The following is a 17,270-nucleotide window of genomic DNA, read 5'->3' as shown; positions in this document are numbered from 1 at the left end:
TCGGTTCCGTCGGTGGGAGATCAAGTTCATGAAAACGCATGCACAGGCCGTAGTCATCGGCGGAGGATTGGCTGGCTGTTCAATCCTGTACCATTTGGCCAAGCTAGGTTGGCGGGACGTTGTCCTGCTTGAACGGGATGAACTGACCAGCGGATCAACCTGGCACGCGGCGGCCAATATCCACGGGTTGCATGACAACAACAACATCACCCGCATCCAGCATTACACTATGAACCTGTATAAAGAGCTGGAGCAGGAAACGGGCCAGAGCTGCGGAGTGTTCCAGCCCGGTTCCCTCTATCTGGCCCAGACTGAAAACCGCGAACACCAGTTGCGTTTGCAAGAGGCCAAGGCTCGGTTCTATGGCCTGAATTTCTACGAGGTCAGCCGCGAACAGGCGATGGAACTTCACCCGCTGGCGCGGTTCGACGATATCCGCTGCATTATGTTTGAACCCGAAGGCGGCAACGTGGATCCCTCAGGCGTGCCGCACGCATATGCCGCAGGTGCGCGGGCAATGGGCGCAACGATTGAGCGCTTTTGCCCTGTGTTAGGCACTAATCAGCAGCCAGATGGGTCGTGGATCGTGCGTACCGAAAAGGGCGACATCCATACGCAATGGGTTGTCAATGCAGCAGGTCTTTGGGGTCGCGAAGTTGCGGCGCTGGCCGGTCTGACCCTGCCGCTGCAACCGACCGAACACCAATATTTCGTAACCGATTCCATTGATGAGGTTGCCAACCTGGGTCGCCGTTTACCGTCGATTGCCGATCGGGACGGCGAGTACTACTTCCGACAGGAAGGCAACGGCCTGCTGATCGGGGCCTATGAAAAGGACATGAAGTTCTGGGCCGAAGAGGGCACGCCGCTGGACTTCGCCCATGATCTGTTCCCCGACGATCTGGACCGGATCATGGAGAACGTGATCCGCGCAACCGAACGTGTGCCCGCGGCGGCGACGGCTGGCGTGAAACGGGTAATCAACGGGCCTATGATCTGGTCCCCGGACAGTTCCGCCCTTTGGGGTCCGGTGCCCGAATTGAAGAACTATTTCCTCTGTGGGGGCCTGATCCCCGGTTTCTCGCAATCGGGCGGGCTGGGGTTGCTGGCGGCGCAGTGGATGATCGAGGGTGAGCCTCAATACGACATGTTCGCCTGGGATCTGGCCCGATATGGCGACTGGGCGGACAAGAAATTCACCAAGGCGCGGGTCGAGGATCAGTATACCCACCGTTTTGCCATCCATTTCCCGAACGAGGAACGCAGCGCCGGCCGCCCGGCCCGCGTGCGCCCGGCATATGAGATGCAAAAGGACATGGGCTGCGTCTTTGGTCTGAACTGCGGCTGGGAACACCCGCTTTGGTTTGCGGATCAACCCGGCACCACCGAGACAAACGGGTTCACCCGCCAGAACTGGTGGGATCCGGTTGGGCGCGAGGTCAGAATGCTGCGCGAAAACGTTGGCGTGATCGACATCTCAAACTTTGCCAACTACGTGATTGACGGCCCGGACGCTTATGACTGGCTGGACCGTTTGGTCGCGAATAGGGTGCCGACCGAAATCGGGCGGTCCTGTCTGACCCCGCTAATCTCGGTCCGGGGCGGCGTTGCCGGGGATTTCACCATCACCAAAGTGGCAGATGAAGAATTCATGATGATCGGCTCGGGCATGGCCGAGCGTTATCATCAGCGGTTCTTCAACATGGTCGACCTGCCCGAAGGCACAACATTCGAAGTGGCCACGGATCGCATCGCGGGTTTCAATGTAGCGGGTCCCAAGTCGCGTGACCTGTTGCAACGACTGACAAATGCCGACCTGTCAAACGAAGCGTTCCGTTTTATGCGCTCACAAACGATCGAGGTGGCGGGCGTCACCTGCCTTGCCATCCGCGTCAGCTTTACCGGAGATCTGGGGTGGGAGTTGCACTGCGCAGAAGAAGATCAGATCAGGCTCTATTCAGGGCTTCTTGAGGCTGCGAAGGAGTGCGACGGTGGTCCGGTGGGCGGCCGCGCGCTGGGCTCACTGCGGATCGAGAAGGGCTATGGCTCTTGGGGCCGCGAGTATTCTCAGGAATACTGGCCGCAGGAAGTCGGGCTGGCAGGTCTGATCAAGCTGGACAAGGACTTCCTGCACAAAGACGCCTATGTGCAGGTTAAGGACAACGCCGCACGCGAGGTTCTGTCAATTTTTGAGGTCGAGGTGACGGATGCCGACGCGTCCGGTGGCGAACCTATCTTTACACCAGATGGCGCACCGGTCGGACGTGTGACCTCAGGCGCCTATGGCTATTCAGTCGGCAAGTCCCTGGCCATCGGCTATGCAGATCCGACAGTCGTACAGCCGGGGGATACTGTGGACATATTCATCCTCGGCAAACCGCATAAAGCCAGAGTTTTGGCCGAACCGCCCTTTGATCCGTCGGGTCTCCGGCTGCGCGATGTCCAACCCAAGGTGATGGAGGCAGCCAAATGACCGGCACTCTTGATCGGGTCACGGATTTTGCCCTGAACCTTTCAGCGCAGGAGATGCCCGACAGCGCGAAAGAAGCCGCCGCCCTGATGATGCTGGACACAATGGGCATCCTGATCGCCTCCGGCCCGATGGAGGCCGGCGTGATCGCCCGCGATACTGCCGCGCTGCTCTATGCAAGCAATGATGCGGCATTCAGCGTTCCGATGATGTTTGACGGCCGCCCCGTCAGCATGGCGGGCGCTGCCTACGCAGCAGCCACACAAACCGACAATTTGGACGGGCATGACGGCTACAACCCGACCAAAGGGCATATCGGTGTCGTCGTCCTGCCCGCGTTGGTTTCACTTGGGGTGCATTGCCCTGATTTCTCAGGTCCCGAAGCCCTGGCTGCCGTTGTCACGGGATACGAAATCGCAGGACGTGCGGGTTTGTCGCTGCACGCATCGGTCAGCGATTATCACACGTCCGGCGCGTGGAACGCACTGGGTGTGGTGGCCATGGCCGCGCGCATGCGTGGGCACTCGCCCAGTCAGTTTCGACAAGCGTTGGGAATCGCGGAATACCACGGCCCTCGAAGTCAGATGATGCGCGAGATTGCAAATCCGACGATGCTGCATGACGGATCGGGTTGGGGCGCGATGGTTGGCGTATCATCTGCGATCCTGGCTGAACGTGGTTTCACGGGTGCCCCGGCCATCACAATCGAAGATGCCGATGTCGCGTTGTTCTGGGATGACTTGGGTCAGTTCTGGCAGGTCGAACATCAGTATGTGAAACCCTATCCGATATGTCGCTGGGCCCATGCGGCCATTGACGGCGTTCGGGCAGTAATGATGGAGAATGACCTAGCCTACGACCAGATCCGATCCATCCATATCAACAGTTTTCAAGAAGCGGCCTGCTTGTACGCAGGGATGCCTGATACCACGTCTCAGGCCCAATATTCTCTGCCTTTTGCTGTGGCGGTTCAGGCGATCCATGGTCGGATCGGGGTCGAGTATATCTCGGGTGTGGGTCTGTCTGATCCAGTGGTGGCAGAGTTGGTGCCGCGAATTCACGTTCTGGAAGATACGCGCCACAGTGCACGCTTCCCACAGGGGCGGTGGGCCGATGTCACCTTGAAATCGACCGATGGGCGTGTGTTCGAATCCGGCGACATTCACGCGCGCGGAGGGCCCGAGGCACCACTCAGCAAGGACGACGTGATCGCCAAGTATACCGAATTTGCCGCACCAGTCGTCGGTTCAGACCGCGCGGACGCGATCCGCGCAGCCATATTGGGTTGGGTCGAGCCCACATCCAGATTGGCGGACCTGATGCCGTTGGTCTTTGATCCGTAAAAGCGGCCGGTGCGGACTGCAGGCCGACGCTCAGCGGGCACCTAATGAAAGATCAACCATGAATGCAGGTGACGCCGACGTGATCCGCTATTGGTCCACCTTCGCAAGCAACTCCAGAATGTACTGGCGTGTTTTCGCGCTGTCATCCAACAAGCCTTTCGCGTCAGCTAAGGGTTTGTCCTGCATCCGTGTTGGCGGCACGGACAGGAGCCGCGTTTTTTGCTGAACTGCGAGGAACTTTGTGTCGCGTTCGTGCTCTACTGTTTCCGGATGATCGGCCAACCAAAAGAACCGATCGGCTTTTTCATCCCCTCCCACAGCACGCAAAAGCTGACCAGCTGCCACGTAATCATCCGTCATCTGCAATGCTTGCCCTCGCAATAGCTGGGCCGCGTCTGATGGATCGTCGGCCAGCTCCAACATCGCTTGATGAGGTCGGCGTTGCAGTAAGGCAGCGCGCGCGCGTAACCGTGCCCTTTCTGCGCGCCGGGCCTTGTCCTGTGGCCGACTGGCCAGTTCCAGCGCCGCGTCCGCAAAACCAAGGGTGACCAAACGCTCGGCCATCGCCAAGCTTGTGTCTGTGAATAGCGCCAGTTTCTGCTCGGGCGTCAGGGTCATGACCCGTCTTAGAAATGTCGCGTCGCCGGCGCGTTCGGTCAGGATCTGGGCGACGCGGTTCAACGTTTCGGCGGCAATGGCCTGTGTATCTTGGGCGCTCAGAAGATCCATCGCCTTGTCGAATTCGTGGCTTAGGCTCAAAGCGACGACCTGTGTTTGCATCATGCGCGGCCCGATTTCAGAACGGCGAAACTCCGTGACGTAAGAGGCCGCAAGATCAAGCTCTTGCGGAGATATTGCCCCACGTTCCAACCATCGCTTGTCGACCAGTCGCGCAAGCGCAAGCGGTGCCTCCAACTCTGCACCCGACGCGGCGATGACCTCGTTCAACAATGCTTCTGACTTCGGGCCGTCGCCTTCGGCAACCGCGACTTTAGCCTTGGCTTGGGACGTATCGGCGCTGTCCTCAGTCGCAACGCGGTCGACTGCGCGCAACACGCGCCTTGCTGGTTCAAGTTTCCCGGCATCTGTCAGAATTTCCGCCAATGTCGGCCCAACGTGACGGCGCAGATGGTCGGGCAAGCGCGCAAATGACTGTTCGATCGATTGCAACCGGGCCTCTTCCTGCAGCTCTGCTTCGATCAAAAGAGCCCAAAGCGCGGCGTCGCTTTCACACCGCTGAAGACTGGTAAATGGGTTCGGATGGGACGGCTGTGCGCCATCAAGATACCGGGCTATGGCGGCAACCCGATCTGTGTCCGGCGCATGCCGCCCAAGCAATTCAAGCGTCCGAATAGCCTCTGCGCCGAACCCGGAATAGGCGTACAGCTGCGCCAGCTTCAGCGTTTCTTCTTCGTCGAGATGATCAAATTCTTTGAACAAGGCGGCGCGCAACGAAGCCACCTGTTCCGGAAAGGGAGTTGCCCCAGACCAACGGTCAAACCCAAGCTCAGCGCTTGAGATGCAGCGTGGGCGTTGTTCAAGCTGCGGCAAGGATGGCCCTAAAAGTTCATTCAAGCCGTCCAGAACGGATGTCACATGAATATTCGCATTAAGGTCTGAGGGACTAAAGGGATCGTTCTTGGGGGCCGACGGCCTTGGTCCGACCGGAGAAAGCCTCAAATCAACGACTTCCCGGTCAGAACCGCGCAGCAGCAGGGTAGAGAGCTGTTCTTCAAAGCGCTGTGCGTTCAGGCTTAGCAGCGGCAATTCGAGACTCTGCAGATTTTGCGTGACCAACGGGTCTTTCTCTTTGGGCGCTTTGGGCAAAACAGGCGACGGTATATCAGCGCTGATTGGGGGCAGCGCGGAGCCAGGTGCAATATCCACCACGATCATCGTGCCCTTGAACAGAAAGGCATTGGCAACACAGTCGCAGCCAAATTGCATATCAAGTGTCGCGCCCGGTTCGGACTGAGAGATCGCGGCCAAACGGTTTTGCGTTAGACGCCGGAACACGGCTGCTGTGTCGAAGTTTACCTTTTCCAGTTCGATTTTCAGACGCGCACCATTTTTCTTGTGCGACAGCACCCATTTAGTGCCAGTTGGAATCTGGGCGACCAGCCGCGTATACCCGTCATGTTCGCCCGAGCGCACCTGCACATCCTGCGCCTGTACCTGCGTTGTCGCTGCGGCAAGTGCCAAAGCAAGAAAAACTATCCGGATCATGCCGCTGCCTGTTTGAGTTCCTTCAGCGCATCTTCCAGCTCCGAGAACCCGGGGCGGTTATGCGTCGGCGTGTTCTGGCGGCCAACTTCAATGCACATGGCTGCGTTGTGGTTGTGCATATTGGCGACCAGAACCTCTTTGATCAGCTGATAAAAATGGTTGTCCTCTTCGACCACCGTTTTCAGCTTGCCAGCGAACGGGCCCACCAGACCATAGGCTAGAAACACGCCCAGGAATGTCCCGACCAAAGCGCCACCGATCAGTTTGCCCAGTACTTCGGGCGGCTGGTCGATGGACCCCATCGTCTTGATTACGCCCAAAACGGCGGCCACGATCCCAAGTGCGGGCAAACCATCGGCGACGGTTTGCAGCGCGTGGCTGGAATGCATGGCGTGGTGAAAATTGGTCTCCATCCGTTTTTCCAGCACTTCTTCAACTTGATGTGGATCGTCGTAATTCATCGACGCGGATCGCATGGTGTCGCAGATCAGATCGACAGCTTCCTTGTCCTTTTGAATCTTCGGATAGGCCGAGAATAGGGTCGAGTTCTCGGGGTCTTCGATATGCTGTTCCACTTCGACCGGGTTGGCCTTGGCAATGCGGATCAGAGAAAACAAAAGGCACAGCAGATCACGGTAATCTTCGGGTTTCCATTTCGGACCCTTGAACACTTTACCCATGTCCTTGATCGTATGTTTGACAGCGCTCAAGTCGTTGCTGATCATGAATGCGCCAACGGCGGCGCCGCCGATCATCATCATCTCGAACGGGAGCGATTTCAAAATGATCGTCATCTTGCCACCGGCGGCAAGATAGCCACCAAACACCATGGCGAAAATGACGACGATTCCGATGATTCCGATCATGGGCGGTCTCCTGCAATGTCAGATGCGGGGGTAAAAAACATGTGCGCTACTCCTGCGGAGCCGCAGCATTGCGACCGGCCATGATCACACTGATCGTATAGGCGGATTCGGGGCTGAGACCGGCCAGAACACCTGCTGCTGCGTCAGGCGGCATCCGCGACAGAAAGCCAGCCGCAAAGCCGGGATCCATGGTTTCGAACAGGGCGGCTGCGTCCTTGGGCTTCATACTCTGATACACATCCGTCAGGCGCGTCAGATCGGTCTCGGCGGCTTTTTCGGCGAAGGCCAGTGTTTGTCGCAGCGACTCTTCTGCCTCCTGCAAGGCAGCCAAGCGCGTTTCAATCGCCTGATCCGCGATATCCAGCGCCTTTTCCTTGTCTTCCAAAGCGGCCTCTCGTTTCTTGAGCGCGTCTTCGCGGCGTAGCAATTCAGTCAACAATTCTTGCGCACCGGGCTGTTTGGGTTGGCTGTTCCTCGCCAGCGATGGGGCGGGATCGGATCCTTTAGCCAGCGCGGGGCCGGCCTCCAATCCTATTCTGATCGCGGCGGAACCGATCATAAGCATCGCGATCACTGCAAGAACGCCGCCCTTGGGGCGGTTTTCCACCCGCTTCCGCCTCATGTCGTGGCCTCGCTGCGGCTGTGGCGCAGGAACATCAACCCACCCGGACGTTTGACCTGCGTCTCGGCTGGCGCGTCTTCTTCAATGACGGGCACTGAGGTGGCTTGGGACCGTTCTTCGGAAGCAACCGGCTCAGGCTCTGGTGTAGGGGTCTCGGTCACCTCTTCATCGTCCGGCACTACGTCATGCATCGAGGCCATCATCAGCTCAAGCCGCTGCGCCACTGTTTCGGCGCGCTCGGTCAATTTCTTCAGCGCGACGCCAGATTGATCCGAGGCGTCGCGCGCTGAATCCAGCGACCGTTTCAACTCTTCCGCTTGCGATGACAGCACGCTCACGGCACCACCGACGCCTCTTTCAAGGTCGGTAAAGCGTTTCAACCGCCGGGACAGGACGAAACAATAAAGACCCGCACCCAAGGCACCTGCCACCAGCAAAATATCTGCAATCAGCTCCAACTTCGCCTCCTAGTTCAGTACGAATTCCATGACGAGAACGTCGCGCACACGGCCTTCACCGACGACGATTTCGATACGCCGCATCAGGTGTCCGCGGATGCGCATGAGCGCGAGCGAATCCTCAAGATCCGATACCTCGATCGCGCGCAGATATCCGTTCAGAACGTCCATGATTCGCGGTTTCATCTTTTCCACATCCGCCATGTACGGCGCATTCACCTCGAGCTGGGCATGAAACTTCAGATGTCGCGAATCGCTGGTGTTTACCGAGACGACGACTGGGGCAAGGTCAACGAATCCAACCTTTGGCAGAGCATTGGCAGGCTTGCTTTTCTCTGTTTCTTCGGCGTTTTGCACGACGGGTATTCCGCCCACCGACAACAAGCCTGAGGTGGTCAGGAAATACCCGCCCGCAGCACCGGCTATCGCCAGAATCGCGCCTAATATCATTCCCTTTTTCCCAGATTTTTCTGGGACTTCTGCCTGTTCTGCAGTCGCGTCGGTCATGACGTCCTCATTCCTACAATCTGCAATCGTCATAACCCGACAGGGACTAACCGATTGTTAAGGGCAATCGTCCAAACAAGGGATGCGTCGCACAGAATGTCGGCGAGTCGGAGGTGATCGTGCAGCAGATCGGAACTGTCTGGGCAAGTTTGGACAGGCGTAAACAAATCATTGTCGCGGGTGCTGTCGTGCTGGTGTTCCTGGGGATCCTTGCGATGTCGCGTCTGGTGACAACGCCGTCGATGACCCTGCTTTACGCCGGATTAGAAAGCGGCGCTGCGGGGGATATCGTCCGTTCATTGGATCAGCGTGGTGTGCAGTATGAGATTCGCGGCGGCTCCATCTATGTGCCGGGATCACAACGGGATGAGCTGCGCTTGACGCTGGCCAGCGAAGGTCTGCCGGCAACCGGAAACCAGGGCTACGAGCTGCTGGATTCACTCAGCGGGTTTGGCACAACGTCGCAGATGTTCGACGCCGCCTATTGGCGCGCCAAAGAAGGAGAGTTGGCCAGAACCATCGTCGGCAGCCCCCATATCAGCCAGGCGCGAGTGCATATTGCCAATGGATCAGCCAATCCGTTCCAGCGCAGTGTTGCACCAACCGCGTCGGTCTATCTGGTCGCGTCGGGCACGGACATCACGTCGGATCAGGCAAAGGCGATCCGTTTCCTGGTGTCGTCCGCAGTCAGCGGATTGGCGCCCGAGAACGTCACCGTCATCGATTCGAATGGCGCAGTGATCGGGGCACAGGACAACCCGGTGTCCGCAGATACCGCTGGCGATAAATCGCGCCAGCTGCGCGAGCGGGTTCTGCGTCTGGTCGAGGCCAGAGTCGGAGCTGGAAATGCTGTCGTCGAGGTGAGTGTCGATACGGTTACCAAGACAGAATCAATCCGCGAACGGCGTTTCGATCCCAATGGCCGCGTGGCAATCAGCACCGATGTCGAAGAGCGTTCGGACAGTGCCCGCAACCAATCCGGGGATGTGACGGTTGCGTCAAACCTGCCCGATGGCGATGGCGCGGGCGGAGACGAATCCAATTCGAACGCAACCCAGACCCGAGAGCGGGTCAACTACGAGGTTTCCGAAACCGAGCTTGAGGTTCACAACGGTCCCGGCGCGATCAAGCGACTGACGGTGGCTGTTCTGGTAAACGGAACGCGATCCGTGGACGCAAACGGCAGTGAAACATTCACGCCGATGCCGCAGACCGAGATGGATGCACTGCAAGAGCTTGTGGCCTCGGCAGTGGGCTACGATGCCGAGCGGGGCGACGTTATTACGCGGAAATCGCTGGATCTGCCGGCGGTCGAACCACAGGGCAGTCTCGCAAGCGCCTCACTGTGGCAGAAGGTGCATTTCGACGCGATGTCGCTGATTCAGATGGCCGTGTTGGCGCTGGTTTCTCTGGTACTTGGGGTGTTTGTCATCCGCCCCATACTGACTCAACCGGCAACTGCTCCGGCGCTGTTGCCCGCAGGTACGGCTCAGGAACCTAACGCATACCTGACCGGCGAAATTGCGACGGAAGAGGGCGGGCAATTCACCACCTTGCCGGGGCAGGTGCCCACAGAGAACGTTCCGGCGCTTGCGACCGATGCCGGGGCGGACCCGGTGGATCGGCTCAGGGCGATGATCGGCGACAAGCAGGAAGAAACGGTCGAAATTCTGCGCAGCTGGCTGGAAGAAGGTGAGGAGCGTGTGTGATGTCGATTGCCCATCTTCTTGAGGATTTCACTTTACAGGCCGGCGGCGGACCGCTGCACGTACTGGATGAGGACGCGTTAGAGGAACAAAGGCTGGCCTCGTTCGAGCAAGGCTATAGCGCTGGCTGGGAAGACGCGGTCCAGGCGCAGGAGCTTAGCCGGGGGCAGGTTTCGGCCGAATTGGCCAAATCTCTCGAAGATATGTCTTTTACCTACCATGAGGCGGTTAACCGGATGGCCCTGTCGCTGGAACCAATGTTTCAGAGCCTGACACAGCTGGTTTTGCCCGAAATGCTGGGCAGTGGGTTTGCCGTTCGGCTTGTCGAGCAGCTCACCGACATGGCGCGCGGGCAGATCGGACAGCCCATGCAAATCTTCGTACCCTCAGGTCGTGTGAACGAGGTGGGTGACCTGATCCCAGTCGATCTGTCATCGCCTGTGCAGGTGATCGAAGACCCGTCGCTTGAGGCAGGGCAAGCGCGGCTCAAGGTCGGGATTTCCCAGCGCGAAGTGGATTGCAGCGGCTTGCTTGCTGCGGTCGATCAGGCCTTTCAGGCGTATGTTTTTCAGGCAAAAGAGGCAGTGACCAATGAGTGATCCGCAAACCCCGAAATCCGAGAAGCCCAACCCGTTCGAGGCCGTTCCGATTGAAGTCTCCGTATCGGTTGGCCGGGCGCGCCCTTTGATCCGGGATCTGCTGAACATGGGGGAAAACGCCGTGCTGATGCTGGACAAACGCATCGAGGATCCGGTTGACCTGTATGTCGGCGACCAGCTTGTCGCACGCGGTCTGCTAGAGGAGATGGAGGGCGAGCAGGCCGGTCAACTGGCTGTGCGTCTGACCGAAATCGCGGACCTGCAAAACGGGATCGGCTGATGCGCCGATTTCTTATTCTGGCGGTCGCGTTTGCGGTGCTGACCCCGTCTCTGGCCATGGCGCAGGAGTTGTCTGTTTCGCTGGGCGAGGACGGTTCAATTTCTGCGCGAACGATTCAGTTGATCCTGTTGATCACCGTGCTCAGCCTGGCTCCGGGGTTGGCGATCATGATCACCTGTTTTCCGTTTCTGATCACTGTCTTGGCGATCCTGCGCCAGGGTATCGGGTTGCAGCAATCTCCTCCCAATATGCTGATTGTCAGTCTGGCGCTGTTTCTGACTTACTTCATCATGGAGCCGGTCTTTTCCGAAGCCTGGACAACAGGAATTCGGCCGTTGGTCGATGAAACGATGGAGGCCGAGCCTGCATTAGAGCGTGCATTACAGCCGTTTCGCGGTTTCATGGCTGCGCGATTGGACCCTGATACGTTTCACGCCATGGCCGCCCTGCGCCCCGGTGGTGATGCCACAACGCTGTCGCCCGAAGCGCCGCTGTCCATCCTGATGCCGTCCTTCATGCTTCCGAAATTGCGCGCGCTTTTCAGATCGGGTTTCTGGTCTTTCTGCCATTTCTGATCATCGACCTTGTAGTTGCAGCGGTGCTGATGTCGATGGGCATGATGATGGTTCCGCCTGCCACAGTGTCCTTGCCGTTCAAACTGGCGTTTTTCGTCATCGCCGATGGGTGGTCACTGATCGCCAGCGCTCTTGTGCGCAGCTATACCACCTAGTTTTTTTACTGCCGGGCGATTTGCAGGCAGGCGCGCAGGCCGCAGTCGCCAGCTTCAAAGCGCATTTCTCCGCCATGCTGTTCGGCCACGGTGGCGGCAATTGTCAGGCCCAAACCATAGCCGTCAGAAGATCCGGTGTTGGACCCACGACGAAATGGGGCCATCAGGTTTTCGATGTCCTCCACGGACAGATCGGTGCCCTTATCTTCGACCGTGATCGTCGCGGTGATCGCATCGGTCGCCAACTGTACTTCGGCGTGTCGACCATATTTCAACGCGTTGTCGATCAAATTGGTAAGCGCACGCCTAAGCGATATGGGTCGCGCCATGACCAGAACGCGGCGTGTTTCGGTCAGCTGCCCGTGTCCGCGCCGGGACATGAAAACTGATGTAACCCCATCGACCGCGACGGGGTCGGTCTTTTTTAGTGTCACGGGCAGGTCCATATCCTGATAATCGGCGACCAGAGCCTCGACCAAAGAGGTCAGAGAAATCTGGCGCGGTTCCTCAACATCCAGTTCGGATCGCGTATAGGTCAGGACACTTTCGATCATGCCCGTCATCTGATCCACATCCGCCTCGAGCTTTTCGCGTAGTTCATCGTCAGGGATCAGGGCGGCACGCAGGCGCACGCGGGTCGCAGGGGTACCCAGATCGTGGCTGACACCGGACAGGACAGTCGCCCGCTTTTCAAGCTGCGCGCGCTCGGCCTCAAGATGGGCGTTCACCGCCGAGACGATATCGCGCAGTTCATCTGGGCCATCTGCTTCATAGCTTTCCGGCCCACCAAGGCGCTGCCGTTCGCGCAACGCGCGGGCAAACCGGGTGAAGGTATCCGAGACGTTACTGACTGCGGACAAGATGACCGCCATTGCGACGATCCCCATAAGAATTGCGGGCAGACGTAAATCCATTGGGGCCGCCTGACAGCCCCAGATCGGGGTCCCGTCGACCTGATGCCAGGCCTCGCGTCCAAATTTCGCAATCAGGATTGGTTCGCTGCAATATGTCGCCAGCAACCGGGTCAGGTTTCCCATCTTTTCAGGCCCAGTCTGATCACTGCCTGACACAATGTCCGAAACCGGATAAACCAACCGGTCGGACAGGATCGCCACGGTTAATTCACGCCCGCTTAGCGGTGAGGAACTGTCGGTCAGGATCGAAAGGTTGGTGACGAAGCGGCGGTTGGAAAACCCGGGCAACCGCTGAAACTCACCATTTTCGGCAAGGGCGGTATCCTGGGGCGGCAAGGGCGTTATCGACAACCCCTCGGAGGGGGCCATGCCTGTTCGCAACTCTTCGTAGACGGTGAACCCCGCCACAAAAGATTGCAGCAGGTAGTCGTTCCAGGCGCGCGCCGAAGCGAACCATAACCCTGCAGACAGCAAACCGGTGGCAAAGGCTGAAAGGGTCCAAAGCCACCCCAGATTGCGCAGGCGCAGTGTCATTCTTCGACCGAAATGTCGGCGGCAAAGATATACCCGACCCCGCGTTCCGTGCGCAGCATTTGTGGATCTTTCGGGTTGGTCTCGATCTTGGACCGCAGGCGACCGACCAGCATGTCGATGGCGCGGCCCTGTGCTTCGGACTTGTCGCTGTCCCCCGTGACATCCAGCGCCGTCACTATTTCATCGCGCGTCAGCGGAATATGTGGATTGGCCAGCAAGACCTTGAGCAGGGCGGTTTCCCGCTGTGACAACGCGACCAAATAGCCTTCTGGCGAATGCAAATCATCACGCTTTCCGTCAAAGACCCAGCCGTCAAAGCGGAACGTGCGGGTTCTGCGGCGATACGCCAGCGAAGACGACCGCCGAGCGCGCTGCATCACTGCCCTTATACGGGCCAGCATCAGCTGAGGGTTGAAGGGTTTGGCGATGTAGTCGTCTGCCCCAACTTCGTACCCTGCCATGCGCTGATGGTCGGCAGACAGGGCAGAGACCAGAATGATCGGGACGTCTTGTTCGCGCCGCAACCGGGCGCAGATATCAATCCCGTTCTCGTCCCCCAGCATGACGTCCAACAAAATCAGATCGATCCGGCCATTGGACAGGTGCGCCCGGATTTCCCGCTCGGAACTGGCGGGTAGGGCGATGAAGCTGTTTTGCTGCAATAGCTGCGTCATCATCGACCGCATCTCAGGGTCGTCATCCACCACCAGAAGCCGCGGAATGCTCACTCTGTCTTTCCTCCCGATCTTTTCCCTCTGTCATCGTCCATTGTAACGAATGGAAACAGATTCAATGCCAACGTAACACGCTGTAACAGAAGTGGTGAAAATTTGGGCCGTTTCTGTGCTTTAGCGTGAATTCTGCTTTGTCAGACGGCGATCAGACCACAGTAATAGCGCCATCGCTGCTTTGGCAGTCACTGAGTTCTCAGGGAGGAGACAAGAAATGAAGCGTTTTGCATTTGCCACTGTTTCGACTTTGGCCGTTGTGGCCGGATCGTCCGTTGTGGCCGAGCCGCAGGCGGAAGTACTGCACTGGTGGACCTCGGGTGGCGAGGCCAAGTCGGTTGCCGTTCTGCAGGAAGAATTCGCCTCGAACGGCGGCACCTGGACCGACATGCCCGTCGCGGGAGGCGGCGGTGATGCGGCAATGACCGCGCTGCGTGCCCGGGTTCTCTCCGGTAATGCGCCGACCGCCGTTCAGCTGAAAGGCCCTGCCATTCAGGAATGGTACGAAGAAGGCGTTCTGGCCGACATTTCGAACGTTGCCGAGGCCGAAGGCTGGGCGGATGTCCTGCCTGCGTCGATCGCGGGCCATATGATGTGCGAAGGCACTTGGTGCGCTGCACCCGTGAACGTGCACCGCATCGACTGGATCTGGGCGAATGCTGATGTTCTGGCGGCAAACGACATCGAAATGCCCACCACATGGGATGAGTTCAACGCAGCAGCCGAAAAACTGCAGGCCGCTGGTGTGATCCCGCTGGCCCACGGTGGCCAGGCCTGGCAGGACGCGACCGTGTTTGAGGCGGTTGTCATGGGTATTGGTGGACCAGAATTCTACCAGAAAGCGCTGGTTGATCTCGACCCCGAAGCGTTGACGTCGGACACAATGGTACAGGTCTTTGACCAGATGCGTACCATGCGTGGTTATGTTGACGAGAACTTCTCGGGTCGCGACTGGAACCTGGCCACCGCCATGGTGATGAATGGCGAGGCCGCATTCCAGATCATGGGTGACTGGGCCAAAGGTGAATTCTTGGCCGCTGGTAAAAAACCCGGAGAAGATTTCCTGTGCGCCTCGACCCCCGGCGACGGTTATCTGTACAACGTCGACAGCTTTGCCATGTTTGAAGTGGAAGGTGACGACAACCGCGCCGGCCAGGAACTGCTGGCCAAACTGATCGTCGCACCGAACTTCCAGGAAGTGTTCAACCTGAACAAGGGTTCGATCCCTGCACGAACTGACGTGGCGCTGGATGCCTTTGATATCTGCGCGAAAATCTCGGCAGAAGACATGGGCACGACTTCGGCAGGTGGTTCGCTGCTGCCGTCTTACGCCCATGGCATGGCGCTGCGCGGGTCGCAGTCAGGTGCGATCACGGATGTTGTGACCGCACATTTCAACTCGGATATGTCCTCGGCTGACGCGGTTCAGCAACTGGCGGACGCGGTGGCCAACAGCTACTGATCCAAAACGCTCTGCCCCTTATACTGAGGGGCAGAGCACTTTTCCCCGGAGGAAAAAATGTCCGAATGGCTGGAAAACCACCTGCCCAAGGTGGTGCTGGCACCGTCGTTCATCGCCGTATTGATTTTTGTCTACGGATTTATCGGATGGACCGCATGGGTGTCGCTGACCCGATCGAAACTACTGCCGAAATACGAGATCCATGGTTTCATTCAGTATGAACGCCTGTTCGATTCCCCTCGCTGGGATACGGCAATCAACAACCTGTATATCTTTGGCGCGCTGTTCATCGTGATCGCGATGGTGCTGGGGCTGTTGCTGGCCATCCTGCTGGATCAAAAGATCCGCGTCGAAGGGGTCATTCGCACCATCTACCTGTACCCGATGGCACTGTCGATGATCGTGACCGGCACCGCGTGGAAGTGGATCCTGAACCCAGGGTTAGGCATTGAATCCATGGTGCAGGGCTGGGGCTTTCCGAATTTCGAATTCGATTGGCTGGTAAACCCCGATTACGCTATCTACACGATCGTGATTGCCGCGATCTGGCAGAGCTCGGGCTTTGTGATGGCGCTGTTTTTGGCCGGGCTTCGGTCGGTAGATGGTGAGATCATCAAGGCCGCGCAGGTCGATGGTATCCCCACATGGCGCATCTATACGGCGATTATCATCCCGTCGATGGCACCGATCTTCCTGTCGGCCTTCATCGTGCTGGCCCACCTTGCGATCAAGAGCTTTGACCTTGTCATCGCGTTGACAGGTGGTGGTCCGGGCTATGCGACTGATCTGCCAGCCACATACATGTATGCCATGGCGTTTTCGCGCGGCGATATCGGTCAGGCGGCGTCGTCTGCGATGATCATGATGCTCGTCGTCTTTGCCATCGTGGTTCCATATCTTTATTCAGAGTTGAGGGCGAAAAATGACTGATCTGTCGATGCCCCAAACCCAAACCCGCACGCAGAGCGCCACCGGCAAGATTGCCCTTCGTTGGCTGCTTTACGTCCTGCTGGGCCTGTTCGCGCTGTACTACCTGATGCCGCTGTTCGTGATGTTAACCACATCGTTGAAAAGCCTTGAGGAAATCCGCACCGGGTCCCTGATCTCGCTGCCCCGAGAAGTCAGCTTTGACGCCTGGAAAACCGCGTGGTCAGGCGCTTGTACCGGTATCCAATGTGAAGGTCTGCGGCCTTACTTCTGGAACTCGGTCCTGATCGCGGTGCCTGCGGTGTTTTTGTCGACCCTGATAGGTGCGCTGAACGGCTATGTCGTCGCCCAATGGCGGTTTAAAGGGGCCAATATCATCTTCTCGCTGATGCTGTTTGGTTGCTTCATCCCGTTCCAGGTTGTTCTGCTGCCAATGGCACGCCTGCTGGGCATGATGGGGATCGCCGGAACCATTCCGGGCCTGATCTTTGTCCACGTGATCTACGGGCTGGGCTTCACCACGCTGTTTTTCCGCAACTACTATGTTACCATTCCGTCCGAGCTGACCAAGGCGGCCCGGGTCGATGGGGCAGGTTTTCTGCGGATTTTCTGGTCGATCTTTATGCCGCTGTCACTGCCGATCATCGTGGTGACCGTGATCTGGCAGTTCACGCAGATATGGAACGACTTCCTGTTCGGCGTGTCGTTCAGCCAGGCGGGCACGCAACCCGTGACCGTGGCACTCAACAACATCGTAAACTCCACCACCGGCGTCAAAGAGTACAACGTCGACATGGCCGCCGCGATCATCGCGGGGCTGCCGACGCTGCTTGTCTATGTCGTTGCCGGTAAGTATTTCATCCGCGGCCTGACCGCTGGCTCTGTGAAGGGATAACCC

15 protein-coding genes and 1 pseudogene are annotated in these 17,270 nt (G+C 58.2%); 9 read left to right on the top strand and 7 right to left on the bottom strand.

Annotated features, from left to right (window positions below; all coding sequences use genetic code 11):
- Positions 1–28: 28 nt before the first annotated feature.
- Both DS906_RS15155 and DS906_RS15150 read left to right on the top strand, forming a co-directional pair.
- A complete protein-coding gene (locus tag DS906_RS15155) occupies positions 29–2,473 on the top strand; it encodes an FAD-dependent oxidoreductase (protein WP_113791223.1) in 2,445 nt (814 codons plus the stop codon).
- The gene (locus tag DS906_RS15150; protein ID WP_113790960.1) at positions 2,470–3,813 is read left to right on the top strand and encodes an MmgE/PrpD family protein; all 1,344 of its coding nucleotides are present in this window, start codon (positions 2,470–2,472) and stop codon (positions 3,811–3,813) included. The genes DS906_RS15155 and DS906_RS15150 overlap by 4 nt, the downstream gene beginning before the upstream one ends.
- Before the next feature lie 87 nt (positions 3,814–3,900).
- Here DS906_RS15150 and DS906_RS15145 read toward each other — a convergent pair whose 3' ends face one another.
- From DS906_RS15145 to fliL, 5 genes are read right to left on the bottom strand one after another with little or no spacing between them, the layout of a single operon-like run.
- Positions 3,901–6,039 carry a hypothetical protein gene (locus tag DS906_RS15145; RefSeq protein ID WP_113790959.1) on the bottom strand — a complete coding sequence of 713 codons (2,139 nt, stop codon included), beginning with the start codon at positions 6,037–6,039 and terminating at the stop codon, positions 3,901–3,903.
- Entirely contained in the window at positions 6,036–6,905 is an 870-nt protein-coding gene (gene motA, locus DS906_RS15140; protein WP_113790958.1) for a flagellar motor stator protein MotA, read from the bottom strand. The genes DS906_RS15145 and motA overlap by 4 nt, the downstream gene beginning before the upstream one ends.
- Before the next feature lie 46 nt (positions 6,906–6,951).
- Positions 6,952–7,527, bottom strand: a complete 576-nt coding sequence (locus DS906_RS15135) for a MotE family protein (RefSeq protein ID WP_113790957.1) — start codon at positions 7,525–7,527, stop codon at positions 6,952–6,954.
- Complete coding sequence (locus DS906_RS15130; RefSeq protein WP_113790956.1) at positions 7,524–7,985, bottom strand: hypothetical protein; 462 nt, start codon at positions 7,983–7,985, stop codon at positions 7,524–7,526. The genes DS906_RS15135 and DS906_RS15130 overlap by 4 nt, the downstream gene beginning before the upstream one ends.
- Before the next feature lie 9 nt (positions 7,986–7,994).
- Positions 7,995–8,492, bottom strand: coding sequence for a flagellar basal body-associated protein FliL (gene fliL / locus DS906_RS15125; protein ID WP_113790955.1), 498 nt, complete (start codon positions 8,490–8,492; stop codon positions 7,995–7,997).
- Between the two features lie 119 nt (positions 8,493–8,611).
- Here fliL and fliF point away from each other — a divergent pair, with 119 nt between their 5' ends.
- From fliF to DS906_RS15105, 4 genes and pseudogenes are all read left to right on the top strand, one after another.
- Positions 8,612–10,201 carry a flagellar basal-body MS-ring/collar protein FliF gene (gene fliF / locus DS906_RS15120; protein ID WP_113791222.1) on the top strand — a complete coding sequence of 530 codons (1,590 nt, stop codon included), beginning with the start codon at positions 8,612–8,614 and terminating at the stop codon, positions 10,199–10,201.
- The gene (locus DS906_RS15115) at positions 10,201–10,797 is read left to right on the top strand and encodes an ABC transporter ATP-binding protein (protein WP_113790954.1); all 597 of its coding nucleotides are present in this window, start codon (positions 10,201–10,203) and stop codon (positions 10,795–10,797) included. Before fliF ends, DS906_RS15115 begins: the two co-directional genes overlap by 1 nt.
- Positions 10,790–11,077 carry a FliM/FliN family flagellar motor C-terminal domain-containing protein gene (locus DS906_RS15110; protein ID WP_113790953.1) on the top strand — a complete coding sequence of 96 codons (288 nt, stop codon included), beginning with the start codon at positions 10,790–10,792 and terminating at the stop codon, positions 11,075–11,077. The genes DS906_RS15115 and DS906_RS15110 overlap by 8 nt, the downstream gene beginning before the upstream one ends.
- Positions 11,077–11,807 (top strand): annotated as a pseudogene (locus tag DS906_RS15105) (flagellar type III secretion system pore protein FliP). Before DS906_RS15110 ends, DS906_RS15105 begins: the two are co-directional and overlap by 1 nt.
- Positions 11,808–11,812: 5 nt before the next feature.
- Here the strand turns inward: DS906_RS15105 and DS906_RS15100 are convergent.
- Both DS906_RS15100 and DS906_RS15095 read right to left on the bottom strand, forming a co-directional pair.
- Complete coding sequence (locus tag DS906_RS15100) at positions 11,813–13,255, bottom strand: HAMP domain-containing sensor histidine kinase (protein WP_113790952.1); 1,443 nt, start codon at positions 13,253–13,255, stop codon at positions 11,813–11,815.
- Positions 13,252–13,983, bottom strand: a complete 732-nt coding sequence (locus DS906_RS15095) for a response regulator transcription factor (protein WP_113790951.1) — start codon at positions 13,981–13,983, stop codon at positions 13,252–13,254. The genes DS906_RS15100 and DS906_RS15095 overlap by 4 nt, the downstream gene beginning before the upstream one ends.
- A gap of 217 nt (positions 13,984–14,200) precedes the next feature.
- Here DS906_RS15095 and DS906_RS15090 point away from each other — a divergent pair, with 217 nt between their 5' ends.
- Genes DS906_RS15090 through DS906_RS15080 form a run of 3 tightly spaced genes read left to right on the top strand, consistent with a single transcriptional unit; the run spans position 14,201 to position 17,267 of the window.
- Positions 14,201–15,445, top strand: coding sequence for an ABC transporter substrate-binding protein (locus tag DS906_RS15090; RefSeq protein ID WP_058279073.1), 1,245 nt, complete (start codon positions 14,201–14,203; stop codon positions 15,443–15,445).
- Between the two features lie 57 nt (positions 15,446–15,502).
- Positions 15,503–16,375 (top strand): carbohydrate ABC transporter permease, encoded by an 873-nt coding sequence (locus DS906_RS15085; RefSeq protein ID WP_058275014.1) that lies wholly within the window; start codon positions 15,503–15,505, stop codon positions 16,373–16,375.
- Positions 16,368–17,267, top strand: coding sequence for a carbohydrate ABC transporter permease (locus tag DS906_RS15080; protein WP_113790950.1), 900 nt, complete (start codon positions 16,368–16,370; stop codon positions 17,265–17,267). The genes DS906_RS15085 and DS906_RS15080 overlap by 8 nt, the downstream gene beginning before the upstream one ends.
- Positions 17,268–17,270 lie beyond the last annotated feature (3 nt).

It is taken from the genome of Ruegeria sp. A3M17, assembly GCF_003318255.1.
GTDB lineage: Bacteria > Pseudomonadota > Alphaproteobacteria > Rhodobacterales > Rhodobacteraceae > Ruegeria.
The sequence above is the reverse complement of the archived record's forward strand: the minus strand, read 5'-3'. Positions and strand labels throughout refer to the sequence as shown.